The sequence below is a fragment of the Bacillus sp. 2CMS4F genome (genome assembly GCF_023161785.1).
Taxonomy (GTDB): Bacteria; Bacillota; Bacilli; order Bacillales; family Bacillaceae; genus Bacillus; species Bacillus halotolerans.
The window spans coordinates 501,676-516,579 of sequence record NZ_JALNTO010000002.1; the positions used below are offsets into that span (position 1 = coordinate 501,676).

20 protein-coding genes are annotated in these 14,904 nt (G+C 38.2%); 19 read left to right on the plus strand and 1 reads right to left on the minus strand.

The genetic code is table 11. From position 1 onward, the window contains the following. Nucleotides 1-9: 9 nt before the first annotated feature. The 5 genes from MTN95_RS06060 to MTN95_RS06080 all read left to right on the plus strand — a co-directional run bounded on the left by MTN95_RS06060 (nucleotide 10) and on the right by MTN95_RS06080 (nucleotide 2,462). Complete coding sequence (locus MTN95_RS06060; protein WP_142671577.1) at nucleotides 10-687, plus strand: DnaD domain protein; 678 nt, start codon at nucleotides 10-12, stop codon at nucleotides 685-687. After that, nucleotides 569-1,510: an ATP-binding protein gene (locus tag MTN95_RS06065; RefSeq protein ID WP_113712831.1), complete on the plus strand. Its 942-nt coding sequence runs from the start codon at nucleotides 569-571 to the stop codon at nucleotides 1,508-1,510. Before MTN95_RS06060 ends, MTN95_RS06065 begins: the two co-directional genes overlap by 119 nt. After that, complete coding sequence (locus MTN95_RS06070; RefSeq protein WP_080334920.1) at nucleotides 1,501-1,650, plus strand: hypothetical protein; 150 nt, start codon at nucleotides 1,501-1,503, stop codon at nucleotides 1,648-1,650. Before MTN95_RS06065 ends, MTN95_RS06070 begins: the two co-directional genes overlap by 10 nt. Before the next feature lie 95 nt (nucleotides 1,651-1,745). Next, on the plus strand, nucleotides 1,746-2,174 hold the full coding sequence (locus MTN95_RS06075; RefSeq protein WP_153912335.1) for a RusA family crossover junction endodeoxyribonuclease: 429 nt from the start codon (nucleotides 1,746-1,748) through the stop codon (nucleotides 2,172-2,174). Between the two features lie 81 nt (nucleotides 2,175-2,255). Continuing rightward, complete coding sequence (locus MTN95_RS06080; protein WP_029727252.1) at nucleotides 2,256-2,462, plus strand: XtrA/YqaO family protein; 207 nt, start codon at nucleotides 2,256-2,258, stop codon at nucleotides 2,460-2,462. A 138-nt stretch (nucleotides 2,463-2,600) separates the two neighbouring features. Here MTN95_RS06080 and MTN95_RS06085 read toward each other — a convergent pair whose 3' ends face one another. Further along, on the minus strand, nucleotides 2,601-2,867 hold the full coding sequence (locus MTN95_RS06085; RefSeq protein WP_029727251.1) for a hypothetical protein: 267 nt from the start codon (nucleotides 2,865-2,867) through the stop codon (nucleotides 2,601-2,603). Between the two features lie 259 nt (nucleotides 2,868-3,126). Here MTN95_RS06085 and MTN95_RS06090 point away from each other — a divergent pair, with 259 nt between their 5' ends. From MTN95_RS06090 to MTN95_RS06155, 14 genes are all read left to right on the plus strand, one after another. Further along, complete coding sequence (locus tag MTN95_RS06090; protein WP_153912333.1) at nucleotides 3,127-3,582, plus strand: ArpU family phage packaging/lysis transcriptional regulator; 456 nt, start codon at nucleotides 3,127-3,129, stop codon at nucleotides 3,580-3,582. A 470-nt stretch (nucleotides 3,583-4,052) separates the two neighbouring features. Continuing rightward, nucleotides 4,053-4,382 carry a hypothetical protein gene (locus MTN95_RS06095; protein WP_019712241.1) on the plus strand — a complete coding sequence of 110 codons (330 nt, stop codon included), beginning with the start codon at nucleotides 4,053-4,055 and terminating at the stop codon, nucleotides 4,380-4,382. Nucleotides 4,383-4,415: 33 nt separating this feature from the next. Next, nucleotides 4,416-4,772: a hypothetical protein gene (locus MTN95_RS06100; RefSeq protein ID WP_019712240.1), complete on the plus strand. Its 357-nt coding sequence runs from the start codon at nucleotides 4,416-4,418 to the stop codon at nucleotides 4,770-4,772. A gap of 31 nt (nucleotides 4,773-4,803) precedes the next feature. Continuing rightward, entirely contained in the window at nucleotides 4,804-5,724 is a 921-nt protein-coding gene (locus tag MTN95_RS06105; RefSeq protein WP_153912332.1) for a hypothetical protein, read from the plus strand. A gap of 441 nt (nucleotides 5,725-6,165) precedes the next feature. Continuing rightward, complete coding sequence (locus tag MTN95_RS06110) at nucleotides 6,166-6,732, plus strand: cysteine hydrolase family protein (protein ID WP_029727097.1); 567 nt, start codon at nucleotides 6,166-6,168, stop codon at nucleotides 6,730-6,732. Between the two features lie 386 nt (nucleotides 6,733-7,118). Next, nucleotides 7,119-7,313, plus strand: coding sequence for a hypothetical protein (locus MTN95_RS06115; protein ID WP_029727096.1), 195 nt, complete (start codon nucleotides 7,119-7,121; stop codon nucleotides 7,311-7,313). A 148-nt stretch (nucleotides 7,314-7,461) separates the two neighbouring features. Beyond that, nucleotides 7,462-8,181 (plus strand): phage terminase small subunit, encoded by a 720-nt coding sequence (gene terS / locus MTN95_RS06120; protein ID WP_029727095.1) that lies wholly within the window; start codon nucleotides 7,462-7,464, stop codon nucleotides 8,179-8,181. Then, nucleotides 8,174-9,502, plus strand: a complete 1,329-nt coding sequence (locus MTN95_RS06125; protein WP_113712833.1) for a PBSX family phage terminase large subunit — start codon at nucleotides 8,174-8,176, stop codon at nucleotides 9,500-9,502. Before terS ends, MTN95_RS06125 begins: the two co-directional genes overlap by 8 nt. After that, entirely contained in the window at nucleotides 9,472-11,004 is a 1,533-nt protein-coding gene (locus MTN95_RS06130; protein WP_153912330.1) for a phage portal protein, read from the plus strand. Before MTN95_RS06125 ends, MTN95_RS06130 begins: the two co-directional genes overlap by 31 nt. After that, nucleotides 11,001-11,918, plus strand: coding sequence for a phage head morphogenesis protein (locus MTN95_RS06135; RefSeq protein WP_153912328.1), 918 nt, complete (start codon nucleotides 11,001-11,003; stop codon nucleotides 11,916-11,918). The genes MTN95_RS06130 and MTN95_RS06135 overlap by 4 nt, the downstream gene beginning before the upstream one ends. 39 nt (nucleotides 11,919-11,957) lie before the next feature. Beyond that, the gene (locus tag MTN95_RS06140; RefSeq protein WP_044455008.1) at nucleotides 11,958-12,605 is read left to right on the plus strand and encodes a DUF4145 domain-containing protein; all 648 of its coding nucleotides are present in this window, start codon (nucleotides 11,958-11,960) and stop codon (nucleotides 12,603-12,605) included. Nucleotides 12,606-12,651: 46 nt separating this feature from the next. Beyond that, nucleotides 12,652-13,626, plus strand: coding sequence for an XkdF-like putative serine protease domain-containing protein (locus MTN95_RS06145; protein WP_153912326.1), 975 nt, complete (start codon nucleotides 12,652-12,654; stop codon nucleotides 13,624-13,626). Nucleotides 13,627-13,644: 18 nt separating this feature from the next. Beyond that, nucleotides 13,645-14,580: a phage major capsid protein gene (locus MTN95_RS06150; RefSeq protein WP_003229922.1), complete on the plus strand. Its 936-nt coding sequence runs from the start codon at nucleotides 13,645-13,647 to the stop codon at nucleotides 14,578-14,580. Nucleotides 14,581-14,590: 10 nt separating this feature from the next. Further along, nucleotides 14,591-14,902 carry a YqbF domain-containing protein gene (locus tag MTN95_RS06155; protein ID WP_153912324.1) on the plus strand — a complete coding sequence of 104 codons (312 nt, stop codon included), beginning with the start codon at nucleotides 14,591-14,593 and terminating at the stop codon, nucleotides 14,900-14,902. Nucleotides 14,903-14,904: the final 2 nt, after the last annotated feature.

Genomic DNA, 14,904 nt, shown 5'->3' on the forward strand with positions numbered 1-14,904 from the left:
ATGGGGTATGTGGTCATACCCCGACTACCATTCAAAGAGTTTAGGGATGAAAAAATTTATGATCACTTGTTCAAAAGAGCTGAATACAGGCCAAATCAAGAGCTAGAGCTTGGGCAGACCATTATCAAAATTGTGGAACTTGCAAAAGATTTTAACTGGTCAGCTGCACAGATCAAATACTCACTAGACCGAATGGAGAAACAGGGATATATCAAATTGCACCGTCTTCCACAAAAAAGAGGGTTCATCGTCACCATACTTCATTATGCAGACTACATACAGCTAGGAAATTACATGAAGAAAAAAGCTTTGGAACCAGCTGAGATTGAACATCAGGAGGTCGATGACAAAATGAAAAATGCCTTTGAGCTATATGAAAACAAAGTTGCTCGGTCAGTCGGTCCTATAGAGGCACAGCGAATTGGATACATGGTCGACGATTATGGTGAAGAAAAAGTGATGGAGGCTATCAAGACAGCGTTTCAATTAAAGGGGAAAGCAGCTAGTTTGTCATACGTTCAAGCCATTTTATCAAATCCATTCACTCAAAAGAGAAAGGAGAAACAATATGGCTATAAACAAAGCAGTCAGTATAGACACCGCATTTCAAACGATCATGCAGGAACTTCGGGAAAAGTCAGCCCGCTTTTTGGGAACAAAACAGGCCGCATCCGAAGAAAAGGCTGAATTTGATTGTCCTTATTGTAAGGATCGTGGAATTGTCGTTTATCGGGTACATAAGGACACTCCTTGGCATTTGGATGATCAGTTAGATCTTATGGTTCCTAACGAAATGGTACCTGAAGATGATTTTCTGTTTGGTAAGGTTTGCACGCCGGACAAAGCTAGTGAATGGAAAGATACTTATTCAAAACAGTGCGAATGTGTGAGACGAAAGAAAATTGCCAGACTCATGGCAGCTAGCGGCATTACAGAAGAGTTTGAAAAGCTTCTCTTTGGTAACTTCATCACGGACGGTAAGCCAGACATGATCAAAGATGCTTATGAATGTGCAGTGGAATACTATAAAGATTTTCAAAAAATCAAAGGAGAACGGCAAAATAGTATTGCATTACTTGGACAGCCGGGCAGCGGTAAAACTCATTTGCTCACGGCGATTATGAATAATCTGATCAAGAAAAAATCAATTTATTGCATGTATTTCCCTTACGTAGAGGGCATGGGGGATTTGAAAGCTAACTTTGATAACTTAGAAGCGAAACTCGATGCCCTGAGAAAGGTCGAAGTTCTATTCATTGATGATTTATTTAAACCAATAAACGGTCAACCAAGGGCAACAGACTGGCAGGTTGAACAAATCCAGTCAGTCTTAAACTACCGATATTTAAATCACAAGCCTTTGCTGATTTCTTCGGAGTTAACAGTCGATGAGATTTTAGATATAGACGAGGCTCTTGGTTCACGAATTCACCAGATGTGCCGTGATTACATAGTGATTATTAAAGGCGATCGAATGCAATTAAATCATAGGTTAGGTGATTGGGAATGAAGGAGAAAATGAATGTAAAAGCAGCTGATGGACTTTATATATTCGGACCTTTAAGTCCTACAGAAGGTAAAGATCTTACGCCAACTATCCGTTTACTTGAGGAAAAAATAAAGCAAATGGAGCGGATGCTGAGTGCTTAAAGCAGTCGTGTCTCTGCTGGCAATTTTACTCTCCGCACCGAGAATAGAAAAAGAAATTCAGCTATGGGAACAGCTTGACGGGAGGTAAAGAACAGTTGGATTGCATTAAGTTCACTGTTTATGGTGAGCCAGTCGTACAAGGACGGCCGCATGGATCAATACGAAATGGTAAGGTGCATATGCGTGATCGAGCGAAATCAAAGTATTTTAAACAGTATGTGGCATTGGTAGCGTCTCAGCATCGGCCAAAAACAGTTATTACTGGTCCTGTTGCAATGGATGTCAAAGTGTACAGACCAATGCCAAAATCAGTTTCAAACTCATTAAAGAAGAAAGAGAAAGCTGAAAATGGTCTTCTGCGGCCTACTACAAAGCCTGATGTTGATAACTATGTAAAGGGTGTAAAAGATGCTCTGGACCATCTTATTTATAAAGATGATAGTCAGGTGGTGGATTTGAAAGTCAGTAAGTTTTATAGCGAAGAGCCGAGGGGGGAAGTCATGATAAGAGAGGTTTCTGCCTAAAAATAAAAAACACCGAAGCGCTTAGCCTCAGTGTTCTTGATATGAACTGGTACTTCTATCATAACACAGGGGGCGCTTTGAGTGTACAATCCAAGAGAAATAAACATCAAAAAAGACTTCACTATTCAGCAGAAGATTGATCCAGGGAAGGTTAAGATCATTGTTTTAGATGGGAATCAAGGTACTGCACATGTCTTAGAAGCTCCGGAGCATGGCAAAACTGTTATTCAAACTGTAAAGGGGAGCTTTGCGCGGGTTGATCATGAGATAGGTTACAAAGTCAGGTAAGCAATGAAAGGGAGTTTTATGGTGGTGCCATTACAAGTTGAACTTCAAATGTGTCGTCAATTCAATGACAGTTGAAGCAATGACTGTCAATCAGGTAGTAGAACTATAAGAAAGAGGAGGCTATAAACCTCCTCATAGTTAACTTGAATAGTAGGCGATATAAGATCCATCAGGATAAAAAGTAACACTGTCTAAATAATATGTTGTTCCGTTTATAGTGATTGTTTGTCCAGGGTCTGGATCAGAAGGAAGTCCACGAACAACTAGGGTACCTAATACAGATACTTCCTTTGTTTGACTTTCTTCAGAATGAGTATCAGTAGGACTTGCGGCAAAGGCAGGAGCGGCAGAAACAAGCAAAGCAAGTGACAATGCAGTACCAGTTAAAACTTTTTTCAATTTCATTTTAAACACTCCCTTTGTTTTTTAATACAAGTGTATTATTACATGAGATACAAAAATATCCAAGGTATTTTTTGTTAATATTTTGTGAACTTAGATTAAAATATAGAATCCTCCCGAATACCTGCACCCCGAAATGAGGGCACAGCATGGGCGATGAGGAGGTAATATTGTCTAAGAAGGAAAGCCTGCGGACACTGAACTAAAGCATTTACGCTGTTTGTTTGGTGTCTTTTTTATTTTGAATAATCAGGAGGTAAATATGAATCAAACGACATTAAACCTGCCTCAGATTGACGAAGAAGCCACTAAAGCAAAAGCAGAGAAGTTGCTAGATCAATACCGGTTATATCTCTTACAGGTGCCAGATGATTTTTTACCAAAGGTTACACCCACTTATAGCATTGTTCCGCCGAGTATTACGAATGAATTTCATTCTTCGACAGAAGATGCAGCGTTAAAGCGTCTTGATTGGGAGATTCAGCGTGATAAATTCCTAAAAAGGATTCAAAGGGCTGTTAACAGGCTTACTCAAAGAGAACGGCAGATCATTGTCATGCTTTATATGCAGCCAGAAGAAATGTATGACTATGAAGTATATGGAGAAATGGACCTGAGCGCGCGTAGCTATTATCGTGCAAAAGCAAAAGCTCTCTATCGGCTGGCATTTGCTCTAAGGGAAGAGGTTTATAAAAGAGTGTTGCCAGTTAAAGAATGAATTCAAGACTTATCTATATGGATAAGTCTTTTTCTTTGAATTATCTCTTGAGCTCCTCAAAATAAACAGGTGTGTAATTCATTTTAGGGGTATGGCTTAAAAATAGAGAGGACAAGGGGTTGGCAGAGTTCGCCGAGTTGCACATAAAATATATGGGTAATTTTTGAATTGCGTGGATATGTAAATAAGTGATGGTTAATTAATATTTTTGAGAACTTGGGACGAAAATTCCTTGTGTTGATCAACTGCTAGTGTACATATTATCTATTGCCTTTATGATGTAGCGGATATTGAAAAGGATGATATCAAGGAAAGCCCACTGGTTTAGGAGATAGGAAAAATGTATTTAGTGATTTATTAGCGAAAAAGTATAGGTGATTTTTCTCATTTTCTTTATCGAATAGTTAAGGTACACAAACACATAAAGTGTTTTATTAATAAGATGTGTATTAATGAAAGGAGGGAGAAAGATGAACTTAGCTCAGGCGAAACTGATGGAAAATTTAAAAACATTAAATATGCAAAATGTAGTGGACCTGATTAATGATGGGGCAGACAAAGAAACTGTACTTGAAGCGTTTCTAGATAAGGCCATTGAAGAAGACGTAAACTTTAGAAGTAAATTTCAAAGTATGATGTTGCTTTATAAAAATAAAGAAAATTTAGGGGGAAATTATTACACAGCCATAAAACAAATCACTACAAGCGCTTTAACTAATTCGAAGTACGGCACCGCTTTCAAATTATTATTGAAGAATTTGAATGTAGCCGAAAATGTAAAAGACTGTGGTTGTAACTAAGAAAAAATTTAATAAAAAAGGAGTGACAAAAATATGGGTTTAAAAGATATAGAGGTAAATTGTGATAATACTCTTGTCCCTTCTACTCGTGATTTCTATGAATATATTTACCAGCCTTGTAATGGTACAGAAAGTATCTACTTTGAAGATTTAACTTGTAAAGAAGCGGAATACTCAGTGCAAATTTCGAGCTTTAGTTACCCACCGTGTGTAATGACAGCTATTATTGAATTTCACGACGGTAAAGTAGTTGAACGCGTTATTCCAGGAAGCACTACGTTTAGTTTTTTTTCAGAAGACTTAAAAAGAATCTCAATAAGATGTGATGGAAGTTATACCGGTAGGTGTTCTGGATTATTGATATTAGAGGAGATCTTTTGTGTGAACTAATCTATTACTCTGGTGAAGAGGAAGGGTGATAATGATGGGGAAAACAGATATTAATGTGAACTGTAACAACGTTTATCCTTCTGAGCAAGGAGTCAGTTTTAATATTTATCAACCATGCAATGGAGTTAAACGTGTCTATTTCGAAGAATTTTCTTGTCCTGTTGGAGAATACCAGATTCAAATTGAAAGTTATACTTCTCCACCTTGCGTAATGTTTGTTATAGTTGAGTTTAAAAATGGGAAAGTAATTGAAAGACCTATTAATCAAACGAGCGGTAGTTTTACTCTTGTGGCTAAGGAAGTCAAAAAGGTTTCAATTAAATGTGAAGGGAATTACAGTGGATTCTGTTATGGAAGCGGTTCTGTTGTAAAGCTATTCCACTTTAAGTGTGATGATAAACCTTGTGACAAACACAAACACCATGATGATTGTGACTGGAAACACCATGACAAACACAAACACCATGATGATTGTGACTGGAAACACCATGACAAACACAAACACCATGATGATTGTGACTGGAAACACCATGACAAACACAAGCACCATGATGATTGTGACTGGAAACACGATGATAAACACAAGCACCATGATGATTGTGACTGGAAACATCATGATGACTGTGACAAAGACAAAAAATCTGATAAGGATTTTAAAAGGAAATTACTACTAAATCTTCTAACCAATCTTGACATTAATGTGGACGTTGACGTGTTTAATAAAGGAAAAAAAGACAAAAAAGATCGTAATGATCATAAGCGCCATGATGATTGTAACTGGAAATATCATGATGATTGTGACTGGAAACATCATGATGACTGTGACAAAGACAAAAAATCTGATAAGGATTTTAAAAGGAAGTTACTACTAAATCTTCTAACCAATCTTGACATTAATGTGGACGTTGACGTATTTAATAAAGGAAAAAAAGACAAAAAAGATCGTAAGTAAAATTTGAATTTGAACTAAGAATGGGAATGGCCGACTAAGTAAAGTTATTAAATATAATATATTATATTTAGATGATTTTAATCAAAGATGGAGACACCTGCTATAGTGAAATTTGTGCTTTGGTTGGTGTCCATTTTTTATTTGAACGGAGAGACACGGGGAAATTGGCAGGGAAATGGCGGCTTTAAAATCTTATATTAGTTGATGACATTATGAGAAGAGGTGCAACATATTTGCGCTTGGATCAAAAAGACATGTATTAAAGTAGGACGCAACTAGATGGGATAAGGGAGGCTTTGCGGAAGGTAGTAATGGAAAAAAACAAGTTATAAGCTCATCTGTTTATCAAAATGGATGAGCTTTTTTGTATAAGTAAATGTACAAAAGTGATATCTATATTTAAAATGTAATAATAAGAATAGCAAATAGGTGGTTTGTCTTGTGGACGAAAAGAAAAATGCTTTAATAATTGTAGATGTGCAAAAAGCCTTTGATGACAAAAAATGGGGAGAGCGAAATAACCTAGAGGCGGAAGAAAACATTAGAAAGATACTACAATTATGGAGAGAAAAAGGATGGACGGTAATATACATACAACACACTTCTGATAATCCTAGTTCTGTATTTTATCCAAAGAATGAGGGTTTTGCTATAAAAGAAATAGTAAAACCTATTGGTGAAGAGGTGATTATAACCAAGAAAGTAAATAGTAGCTTTATTGGCACCAATTTAGAAGAGTTCTTAAAATCAAATGAATTATCAACTGTAGTAATAACTGGTCTAACTACGCCTCATTGTGTATCTACAACTACAAGAATGAGTGGCAATTTAGGATTTGATACATACCTGATTTCTGATGCAACAGCAGCCTTTGGTATGAAGGATCAGAATGATACATATTATGATGCAAATACTATTCATAATGTATCTATAGCCACATTGCACGATGAGTTTGCCACAATATTAACAACAGAACAATTAATAAACGATTTTATAAAAATTCTCTGATTAAAATAAATTTGGCATAAATTTGGCACTTTAACGGCACACCTTTTTGTTTTAAATAAGGTATTATGGTAATAGGTAATAAATCGACAGGCGCTTTCCCCACCGGGAGGGCGCTTTAGTGAGTTAAGCCTCCCAATGTTAAGAGAGGATCAACAGAGTGGGAGGCTTTCTCAGTGAATTAGGGCGGTAAACAGCATTATATTCGCCTACACAATAAAGTATACCCTACAAAATGTGGTTTTATGTATTTTAAAAAAACAGCGTTCTGCGGTGGCTTTTTGTCTTACAACTGCCACCTATTTATGAAGGGAGCTTTCGTTCGACAAATTCTGCAAATTGTTCCTTTGTCACACTCCTTATCCGATAATTAGGTGGGAGGTGATATCGTGAAGTTATATCAGATTAAGCATCATTCTTATTCGAATATAGTGGAGGCTAAGAGTGCGTTAGAAGCGGTTAGTACTTGGATAAATCATATTAATGAAACAGAATTTTATGATAGACCTATGGATTTTAACCCGAAAGCTTTCTCAATTGAGGAATTAGGAAGTGTAGGAGCAATCGTTAAAGCATCTGAATAATCAGGTGCTTTTTTATATTCTCTGTAAACTGCTTCCGGTAAGTCTCAGGATAGACAATTGGCGGTTAACGGCTTGAGCGCGGTGGTGGTTTAGAGAGAATATTATTTCCAAAACAACTCAATTCAAAAGGAGGCGGTGGTGGATGTAGATGGCTGAAAAGTACATTCGCGCATATAAAGATTATATCAAAGGTATGAAATACAAGGACCTTGCCGAGAAATATGAGGTGTCTGTAAACACAATCAAATCATGGAAACAGCGGCATGGTTGGCAGAGAAAAAAAGGTGCGCCTTCTAAGAAAAGTGTGCACACAAAAAAAGTTGGTGCACCATTTGGCAACAAAAATGCATTAGGTAATACCGGGGGAGCACCGCAGAGAAATCAAAACGCTGTGACTCATGGATTCTTCTCAAAGTTTCTGCCAGAAGAAACGCTATCAATCATAGAAGGGATTCAAGAGCGTTCACCTGTCGATATGATATGGGACCAAATACAAATTCAATATGCTGCGATTATAAGGGCACAAAAAATCATGTTCGTTTCTGATAAGCAGGAAATGATTAAGGAACTGAAAAAGAAAAAGGCTGTCCTATCTGAGACAAACGAAATTCAAGAGGAAGAATACGAATTTCAATTTTCTTGGGATCGTCATGCTACGTTCTTGAACGCTCAATCTCGGGCAATGGCGGAGCTCAGGAACCTAATTAAACAGTTTGATGAATTAGCTCATGCAGAAGACGAACGACGCCTTAAATTGGAGCATATGCGTTTAAATATCAACAAGAAAAAATTAGAGATTGAAGAACTTACCGAAGAAGATAAACCTTTTGAAATCACCATTGTGAACAAAGGTGATGACAGTGATTAAACAAGTAAATCCACATTTTAAAGAATTTCTCTTTGACTGGAATCAAAAGTTTCAGTTTCTTGTTGGTGGTTATGGGTCATCCAAAAGTTATCATGTTGCTTTGAAGATTATTCTGAAATTGCTTAAAGAAAAACGGACTGCACTTGTAATCAGAGAAGTGTACGACACACATAGGGATTCCACATTTTCTCTTTTTGATGAACTTGTAAGTGATCTGAAATTAGATCATATTGTTAGGTGTGTATCTTCTCCGATGCAGATTCGGTTTTCAAATGGCAGCCGTATTATCTTTAAAGGGATGGATAAGCCAGCCAAACTGAAATCTATTAATAATATTTCTCTCATTTGGATTGAGGAATGTTCTGAAGTGAAGTATGAGGGATTCAAGGAGCTGTTAGGACGTCTTCGTCACCCGACTTTGCCGCTTCACATGATACTATCAACAAATCCAGTTGGAGAGGACAATTGGACTTTTAAACATTTCTTTAAAGATGATCGAGTGAAGCGGTTTGTACTCGATGATAAGGAGCTTTATGAAAAGCGGACTGTCGTAATTAACGACACCTATTATCATCACTCAACGGCAGATGATAATCTTTTCCTGCCAGAAAGCTATGTCCAGCAACTTGAAGAATTGAAGGAATATGACCCAGACCTTTACCGGATTGCGCGGAAAGGTCATTTTGGCGTGAATGGAATTCGGGTACTGCCACAATTCGAAGAGCGACCGCATGAAGAGGTTATGACTGCAATCTCTAATATTAACCGTCCACTTAAAAGAGTTGGCATGGACTTTGGTTTTGTTGAGTCGTATAACGCCGTTGTTAGGGTTGCTGTGGATCATGAAAAGAAATATCTCTATATCTACTGGGAGTATTACAAAAATGGGCTGACGGATGATAAAACAGCCGAAGAACTCAAGGAATTTGCAGAGACTAAAGAATTAATCAAAGCAGATTCTGCAGAGCCTAAGACAATCCGATATTTTCAACAGCATGGTTTTAATATGGTGGGTGCCCGTAAGTATCAGGGTTCACGCCTCCAATACACAAAGAAGATCAAACGGTTCAAGAAGATCATTTGCTCTGACAGTTGCGAGAACACGATTTATGAACTTAAACCGCTCACTTATGCTACCGATAAGCTGGGGAACATCATAGAAGACGAATTCACCATAGATCCGCATACACTGTCAGCTATCTGGTACGCGCTTGATGATTACGAGGTAACTGATTTGAAAGAAGAATCTAAAGGAAGACCGCAAAGATCAAGACCAGGAAGGAGTAAAGCATGTCAAAACAATCTGTTAAAGCACGAGTGATCAAAGCTTCTCCACCTACTGAATCAACTAAACAAATTTATGAGGATGAATTTGCGGACAGTTATGACAGCAATATTTTACCGCCTCCGTATAATCTCAAAGAATTAAAGATGATTGCTGAGTATTCAACGATCTTACAGCAATGTGTTGATGCCTACAGGACAAATATTGTAGGCTTTGGGTTTGATTTTGAGTACTCGTTTGATGTGAATTCGCCAGATGTGAAAAACAATGAAAAAACAGAAGCTGAAAGTGAATGGACAAAGCTTGAAGAGTTCGTTAAATATCTTCACTTTGATGAGTCAGCTGAGACTTTACTCGGCTTTGTTATTGAAGATCGAGAAAAGACAGGGAATGGATTTATCGAGGTCATTCGAAACGGTGAAAATAAGCCAGCTGGTATTGAATATATGGACGTTCAAAATGTTCGGGTTTGCAAACTGTCTGAACCAATTGAAGTTGATTTTACATACTTCGAACAAGGACAAATTAAATCAATCAAAAGAGAAAAACGATTTCGTAAGTATGTTCAGATGATTGACGGCCGTATGGTTTACTTTAAGGAGTATGGTGACCCTCGCACTTTAAATCTGGAGACAGGTCAATATGATGAGCAGACTCCATTCGAGAAACGAGCAAATGAAGTGGTTCATTTCAAAATAGGAAGCGGTACTTATGGTAAGCCCAGATGGATTGGCCATATTGTTAATTTGTATGGTGCTCGTAAAGCTGAAGAGCTGAACTTTATGTACTTCAAGCAAGGTAGACATATTCCCGCTGCCATTACAATTGAAAACGGAATGTTGTCAGAGGACTCATATACACAATTGCAGGATTACATGAGTGGGCTTGAAGGGGTGGAGAACGCACATAAGTTTCTATTACTTGAAGCGGAAGGCATAGCGAAGGGGAAAAACATTCATGGCGATGAAGAGATTGCTCCCGTGAAAGTCGATATTAAATCACTTGCTGAAATCCTTCAAGAGGATGCCTTGTTTCTAGAATATGACCAAAAGAGCCGAGATAAAATTAGATCGGCTTTTCGTTTGCCTCCACTTTATACTGGTGAAGCTCAAGATTACAACAGAGCGACTGCAGATACAGCAAGAAAGATTACTGAGGAACAAGTGTTTCAGCCTGAACGAAAGTTAATCACAGGTAAACTGAACGCTTTATTTCTAAATGATCTTGAGATTCATATGGTTCGTCTTCAGCTAAAGGGACCTGACTTTAGAGATCCTTTAGAAATTGCTAAGGTTCTAACACCATTTATAACAGCTGGTGCAGTTTCTCCGAATGATCTACGTGATTTGGCAGGACGGGTACTCGGTAAGACGCTTGAAGAATGGCCCGAAGAAGAATACAACAGACCGCTTGGTAAGAATAGCACTGAGTCCGCTTCCGATCCTTTGGCGACGCTGTTTAAATCTAAGACCGGTACACCTGATATGATTGGGTTATTAAAAGATATGCGGGATGTTCTGGAGGATCTGAAGAGATGAACAAAACGGATAAGCTGTTGGAAAATTTAAACGTATTTATTCAAAAAGCCGAGGAAGATGAGAGGAAGAATTTAATGGAGAGTGTACCAGACTTCCCCGGCCTTTCTAAGATACCCAACTTTGTTGAAGAATATGAAAAAGGAATCGCCAAATTGCTCAGACGCCAGCGTAAGAAGTTTTTAGATGGTCTCAAAGGTTTTGTAAGCAAAGACTCAGAAGAGACGTTAAAAGCCCTTCTAGTGTTTTTTACTCAGAACCTATTCGCGGAGGATGATTTCGCAGAAGAATTTCAGGAACTGACTGAGGGATTCTTGCAGCAGACCATTGAAGAATTGGCCGAAGTGATCATGGACTCTATAGATCCAGAAGCTCCTTTTAAAGTCTTATCCAATCGTACGATTAATTGGATTAAGGATTGGTCTGAAAAACTGGCTCAGATCATGAAGTTAAACACTCATGAAGCTGTGGAGAACACTCTTTCAGATGCCATTGAGAACGGTTCATCGATTGAGGACATTGAGTTGACCCTCAAAGAAATGCCGCAATTTGATAGGGAGCGAGCTCGCACAACGGCCATCACAGAAGTGCTTGCCGCTTCCTCTGCCGCGCAGCATGAATCATATTCACAGTCGCCGGCAGTAAAGAAAAAGAAATGGCGGCACAGCGGAGGAAAGAAAAATAACCCGCGTGAGAATCATATCGATCTTGACGGAACGATTATTGGAATTGACGAAGAATTTCAGATACCAGGTAGCGGTGAGACCTGCATGTTTCCGAGGGATCCTAAACTCTCAGCAGGCGAACGGGTTCATTGTCATTGTGTTCTATCGCCTGTAGTAGATAACAGGATTTTAGGGTTGTCAGCTGAAGAAAAAGAAGAGATTCGAAGAGAAGTCTTATCAAATATGGAATAAAATTGTATAATTACCTCATCATTGTAATGGGGGTACTTTATGTTTGTAGCTAATATTAATTGGCAAATTAATTGGCAAGAGATATCACATTTTATATCTTCTTTATTGAATTCAAAGTTTATAATCACCATATTTACATCCTGGCCTTTAGCAGTTGTCATCATTGTTCTGCTTCTTCGCAAGGGAATATTGGATAAACTCCGCCAGTTAGATAGTTTTAATTATAAGGATGGGACAGCAACTTTTATTAAAGAAGAGATTGATAAAGCAAAAGCGTTGAATGTGGAGGTTGAGGTGCCTAAAAAACTGAATGATACGAGCGAGCCTGATGAGGAGCCTTCTGATTCTAAAAATGCTGAGGGAGTTTATGAACCCGCTGATTTCAAGGACAATAAGTACCTTGAGGATTACGCTGCACCATATAAGGTAATACTTTCATGGTCAATGGTAGAGAGTAGGATTATAGAAATTTGTAGAAACTACGATATTAAACTTAGCACGCTTTATAAACGAGTCAAAATGTTAAAACATGTTGGAGTAATTAGTGAGAATACATTTAAAACTATTACATCCTTGTTCAATATTAGAAATGTAGCGGAGGCCCATCCTAATTCTGTAAAAAAAGAAGACGCCTATAGTTATGAAGCGTTATGCAATAAAGTAATCAAGGATCTAGAAGATATTTAAACCTCAAGCAAATTGAGGTTTTTTATTTTGAAAGGAGGTGAGCAACGTGCCAAGGGAATTGGTAAACGCAAAAATCACACATGTTTCTTACGTCGACAAGGCTGCTAATCAAAAGCAGTTCTTTTTTATGAAATCAGAAAAACAGCCAGACTTTCAAAAGGAAGTCGAGGTCTTTGCGAAAGAAGCGGACGAGCAAAAGCTTGTGTATGGTATTGTCTACGAACCTGATACAGTGGATGCCCACGGAGATTTCATGACATCTGCAGAAATCGAAAAGGCCGCACATGGATTCCTAAAAGATGCCCGAGAAATTGATAAACAGCACGATTTTCAAGGCGGTGTTGGTGAGGTGGTTGAATCCTATGTTGCACCTGATGACTTTGTAATGAATGGGGAAACCATCAAAAAAGGCTCATGGGTCCTCGTTACCAAGGCTTCTGATGAAGTTTGGGAGCAAATCAAAAAAGGTGAAATTACCGGTTATTCAATGGCTGGTACCGCCGAGACAATAAAAAAACAAGAAAAAAAGCCCGTTTCTCAAGAGAAAACAGATGAGAAAGGGCTTTTTAATTTGCTCAAAAACTTTTTTATGGGTAAACAACAGCAATCATATGAAGAGCCAGTTGAAAAGGCGGGGAGAAAGTTTTCCGCTTCAAACCTGCAAGAAATTAAGAATGCCCATGCAGCCCTTGGTAATTTACTGAGTCAGGTAGAAATAAAAGAGGAGGAAGAAGAAATGACTTCGGAGGAAGTAACGAAATCCATTCAAGAAGCATTACAGCCAATTAAGAAGCGGATCGAGACATTAGAAAAAGAGGAAGAGCTTAAAAAGAAAGATAAAGAAAAAACAGAGGAAGAGGTTGAAAAAGAAGGCGAGAAGTTGAAAAAGGCAATTGCAGAAGCTGTTCAACCGCTCGCTGATCGCATTGAAGCAATCGAAAAAAGCCGGGGAACATCTAAGCAAACTGAAGAATCGGGTTCTGAACAAGTTCAAAAATCAATCTGGTCAGGGTTGTTTTAATATATAAGGAGGATATGAATGAGAAATCAAGAGGTTATTAATAAAGCAGAAATGACGCTTTCTACTTTAGAGAGCGGTGGGATTATGAATCCTACTCAAGCTTCAACTTTTATTCGAATGGTACAAGATACGCCAACTATTTTAAGAGATGCGCGAGTTATTCAAATGGATCATGACACACAGAAAATCGAGAAGATCGGTTTTGGTCAGCGAATTTTAAGGGCAGCCCAAGAGGGAGTTGCGCTAACTAAAGATCAAAAGTCAGTTCCATCAACTAGCACAGTTAACTTAAGCACAAAAGAAGTAATTGCTGAAGTTAACATTACCTATGACACACTTGAAAACAACATCGAAAAAGATGGTCTTCAAAATACAATTATGCAAATGATAGCTGAGCGTGCTGCGGTTGATATTGAAGAGTTGCTTGTAAATGGAGATACATCTTCATCCGACTCATATCTTGCACAATTAGATGGCATCAGAAAACAAGCTACATCTCACATTGTTGATGCTGCAGGTGAGGAACTGACACGCCAAACGTTCAAGCGAGGATACAAAGCTGTACCTCCAAAATATTTGCGAATTCCACAGGAGTTCCGTTTCTATACATCGCCTGGTATTGAGGTCGAATGGAAAGATCGCGTAGCTGATCGTCAAACAAATTTAGGGGATGCAGCTGTTCAAGGTGGCCTTTCATCTGCTTTTGGTGTTCCGATCAAAGGTATTGCAAATTTACAACCTTATACGATTGGAGAGGGAGATACTGCAGCCGATGTTTCTGATATCATCCTAACTCATCCGAAGAATATTATTCTCGGATTCTCTCGTAACATTCGGATTGAAGTAGATAAGGACATCCGTCGCCGTATGTTTATCATTGTTTTGACAGCGAAATTGGATAGTGTTTTTGAAGAAGAAGACGCAGTAGCCAAGATTGTGAAAGTGAAGGAGTAGGTGGTCTGGCTTGTATACTGCAAAGCTTATTAAAGGCAAAACATACAATGTGATGGGAGTTACCTTTCGAGCAGGTGTCAGTCAAACAGTATCGAAAAAACTCTATGAGTATTTAAATGAAAATCCATATTTTGTACTAAACCGAGAGCTTAATAATCAAAAGGCTGATCCGATAAATTATACTGAATCGGAATTGAAAGGTATGAATAAAGCAGAGCATGAATCCATTATTTCTAATCTTGGTGGCAATCCGTCTGACTTCAAAAACGCAGATGAAAGAATTGCCTACATCCTTAACCAAATAGATAACAAAGGGGAGTGACC